A 3,282-nucleotide genomic window follows, 5' to 3' on the forward strand; every position below is an offset into this window, starting at 1 on the left:
CACCTTCGCCAAGAACTGGATGGACGAGTACCACGGCGGCCTGAAGAAGTACGACGACTACAAGAAGCAGGACTCCGAGCACCTGCTGGAGACCACCGGCAAGCAGCTGCGCAAGCTGATGTCGTGGGTGGACGAGGAGGCCTGACCTCCGCTGCGCGTGGCGGTGTTCCCCGGCCGGGGAACACCGCCACGCGGCTTCCGGCCCGGGCTCCGTACAAAGTGGAGCTTCTCATCCGGGTGATCCTTCCGCGGAGGCGTAATACAGAACGCGCCACGCCACTACACTTCTGCACAACACGCGTCAGGCCCACAGCGTCGTGCGTCTTCCGCGGCTAGCCCCCCTCCACCGCCTGCGGCCGTCGGGACGGCCGTCCGCATCGCACATGTGAGGACTCACGTGAGCTCGAAACCCGTCGTACTCATCGCTGAAGAGCTGTCGCCCGCCACCGTCGACGCACTCGGTCCGGACTTCGAGATCCGGCACTGCAACGGAGCGGACCGCTCCGAGCTGCTGCCGGCCATCGCCGAGGTGGACGCGATCCTGATCCGCTCGGCCACCAAGGTCGACGCCGAGGCCGTCGCCGCCGCGAAGAAGCTCAAGGTCGTCGCGCGAGCCGGCGTCGGCCTGGACAACGTCGACGTCTCCGCCGCCACCAAGGCCGGCGTGATGGTCGTCAACGCCCCCACCTCCAACATCGTGACCGCCGCCGAGCTGGCCTGCGGTCTCCTCCTCTCCACCGCCCGCAACATCCCGCAGGCCAACGCCGCGTTGAAGAACGGCGAGTGGAAGCGCAGCAAGTACACGGGCGTGGAGCTGGCCGAGAAGACGCTGGGTGTCGTGGGCCTGGGCCGCATCGGTGCCCTCGTCGCGCAGCGCATGTCCGCGTTCGGCATGAAGGTCGTCGCCTACGACCCGTATGTGCAGCCCGCGCGGGCCGCGCAGATGGGCGTCAAGGTGCTGTCCCTGGACGAGCTGCTGGAGGTCTCCGACTTCATCACCGTCCACCTGCCCAAGACCCCCGAGACCCTCGGCCTGATCGGCGACGAGGCGCTGCGCAAGGTCAAGCCGAGCGTGCGCATCGTCAACGCCGCGCGCGGCGGCATCGTGGACGAGGCGGCGCTGTACGCGGCGCTGAAGGAGGGCCGGGTCGCCGGCGCGGGCCTGGACGTGTACGCCAAGGAGCCGTGCACCGACTCCCCGCTGTTCGAGCTGGACCAGGTCGTCTGCACCCCGCACCTGGGCGCGTCGACCGACGAGGCGCAGGAGAAGGCCGGCATCGCCGTCGCCAAGTCCGTCCGCCTCGCGCTGGCCGGCGAGCTGGTGCCGGACGCGGTCAACGTCCAGGGCGGTGTCATCGCCGAGGACGTCAAGCCGGGCCTGCCGCTGGCCGAGCGGCTCGGCCGGATCTTCACCGCGCTCGCCGGCGAGGTCGCGGTCCGCCTCGACGTCGAGGTCTACGGCGAGATCACCCAGCACGATGTGAAGGTGCTGGAACTGTCGGCGCTCAAGGGCGTCTTCGAGGACGTCGTGGACGAGACCGTGTCCTACGTCAACGCGCCGCTGTTCGCCCAGGAGCGCGGGGTCGAGGTGCGCCTGACCACCAGCTCCGAGTCGGCCGACCACCGCAATGTGGTGACCGTGCGCGGCACGCTGGGCACCGGCGAGGAGGTGTCGGTCTCCGGCACGCTGGCCGGCCCGAAGAACGTCCAGAAGATCGTCGCGGTCGGCGAGTACGACGTCGACCTGGCGCTCGCCGACCACATGCTGGTGCTGCGCTACGAGGACCGTCCGGGTGTCGTCGGCACCGTCGGCCGCATCCTCGGCGAGGCGGGCATCAACATCGGCGGCATGCAGGTCGCCCGCGCGGCGGTGGGCGGCGAGGCGCTGGCCGTACTGACCGTCGACGACACCGTGGGCACCGCCGTACTGGCCGAGGTCGCCGCGGAGATCGGGGCCACGTCGGCCCGGTCGGTCAACCTGGTCTGAGCAACGCGCGGAACGCCGGACGGACCGAGAGACTCTCGGCCCGTCCGGCGTTCGCCGCTGGGTGCCGGTCGGCCGCAGGTCGGCGCTGATCGCGGGGGTCGCGAAGTACAGCACCGAGACGTCCATCGAGACCGGCAGCAGCGGCAGCATCAGCACAGCGAGCGCGGTCCATTCGCGACGCCCGGCGCGGACCGGGGCGCTCTGGGCGCCGAGGGGGAGGATGCTCGTCGGGCCGGTCATGGCGAGGACTGTACGGTCGTACTAAACGCTTGTATAGGACGACTGTATGAAGGCGGCGTAAGGTGTCGGCATGGGACACCGTGAGGATCTGCTCGAAGGCGCCCAGCGCTGCCTGCTGCGCAAGGGCTTCCTGCGCACGACCGCGCGGGACATCGTGAAGGAGTCGGGCACCAACCTGGCGTCGATCGGCTACCACTACGGCTCGAAGGACGAGTTGCTGGCGCAGGCCTACGTCGCGCTGATCGAGGGCCTGGGCGAGCGCTTCGCCCCGGCACCGGCCGAGGAGATGACCCAGCCCCCGGGCTCCCTGGAACGCTTCCAGGAGGTCTGGGCCGCCGTCATCCGCACCGTTCCCGAGGCCCGGCCGATCTGGCTGCTCAGCTTCGAGCTGATGTTCCAGGACGAGCGGCTGGCCGAGGTGCGCAAGCTGCTGGCGGAGGCGCAGAAGGAGCGCCGTACCGGACTCGTCGCCCTGTTCGGCGGGATCCCGGAAGCCGACGTGGACCCGGAGCGGGCCGAGACCGAGGGCCGGCTCTACCAGACCCTGCTCAACGGCCTCATGGTCCAGTGGCTCTTCGACCCGGAGACGGCGACCGGTGCCGAGCGGCTCACGGAGGGGCTGCGGCGGGTGATGGACGCGGCCGGGGAGCACTGACCACCGGTACGGTGGCCCACCACGCCCCCGGTTACAGCCGGGCCCGCTTCAACGCCATGTGCAGCAGCAGGCGGTCCTCGCCGTCGTCCAGGTCCAGGCCGGTCAGCTGCTCCACCCGGGACAGCCGGTAGTACAGGGTCTGGCGGTGGATGCCCAGCTCGGACGCCGTACGCCCGGCCTGGCCCGCGCAGTCCAGGTAGACCTCCGCAGTGCGGGCGAGTTCCGCGTGGGCGGGGGAGAGGAGCGTGCCGACCACCCTGTCCCGCGCGGTCTTCGGAGGCAGCGCGGTCAGCAGCCGGTACGCCCCGATCCGCGCCCACTGGGCGACCGGCCCGAGCCTCGGCTCGGCCAGCGCGGCGCGCGCGGCGTCGAAGGCCTGCTGCCACAGGGTGCCCAGCTC

The 3,282-nt window shown here is 70.7% G+C and carries 3 protein-coding genes and 2 pseudogenes; 3 read left to right on the forward strand and 2 right to left on the reverse strand.

Annotated elements, in window-relative coordinates; genetic code table 11:
- Positions 1–145: pseudogene (locus ABD350_RS26955) on the forward strand (ketol-acid reductoisomerase); the annotation flags it as partial.
- Positions 146–397: 252 nt separating this feature from the next.
- Positions 398–1,987, forward strand: coding sequence for a phosphoglycerate dehydrogenase (gene serA, locus ABD350_RS26960; protein WP_344351011.1), 1,590 nt, complete (start codon positions 398–400; stop codon positions 1,985–1,987).
- Positions 1,988–2,041: 54 nt separating this feature from the next.
- Here the strand turns inward: serA and ABD350_RS26965 are convergent.
- Positions 2,042–2,227: pseudogene (locus ABD350_RS26965) on the reverse strand (MFS transporter); the annotation flags it as partial.
- 70 nt (positions 2,228–2,297) lie between these two features.
- Between ABD350_RS26965 and ABD350_RS26970 the strand changes: the two are divergent.
- The gene (locus ABD350_RS26970; protein ID WP_344351012.1) at positions 2,298–2,882 is read left to right on the forward strand and encodes a TetR/AcrR family transcriptional regulator; all 585 of its coding nucleotides are present in this window, start codon (positions 2,298–2,300) and stop codon (positions 2,880–2,882) included.
- A gap of 31 nt (positions 2,883–2,913) precedes the next feature.
- On the opposite strand, the gene ABD350_RS26975 is transcribed toward ABD350_RS26970, so the two are convergent.
- A partial coding sequence (locus ABD350_RS26975) for a PucR family transcriptional regulator (RefSeq protein WP_344351013.1) occupies positions 2,914–3,282 on the reverse strand: 369 nt, incomplete at its 5' end.

Origin of the sequence: Streptomyces nogalater, assembly GCF_039532885.1 — a bacterium.
Classification (GTDB): domain Bacteria; phylum Actinomycetota; class Actinomycetes; order Streptomycetales; family Streptomycetaceae; genus Streptomyces; species Streptomyces nogalater.

What these genes read in the sequence shown, in the direction of transcription:
- ABD350_RS26970 (WP_344351012.1), top strand. Translation starts at nt 2,298, where the DNA reads ATGGGACACCGTGAGGATCTGCTCGAAGGCGCCCAGCGCTGCCTGCTG.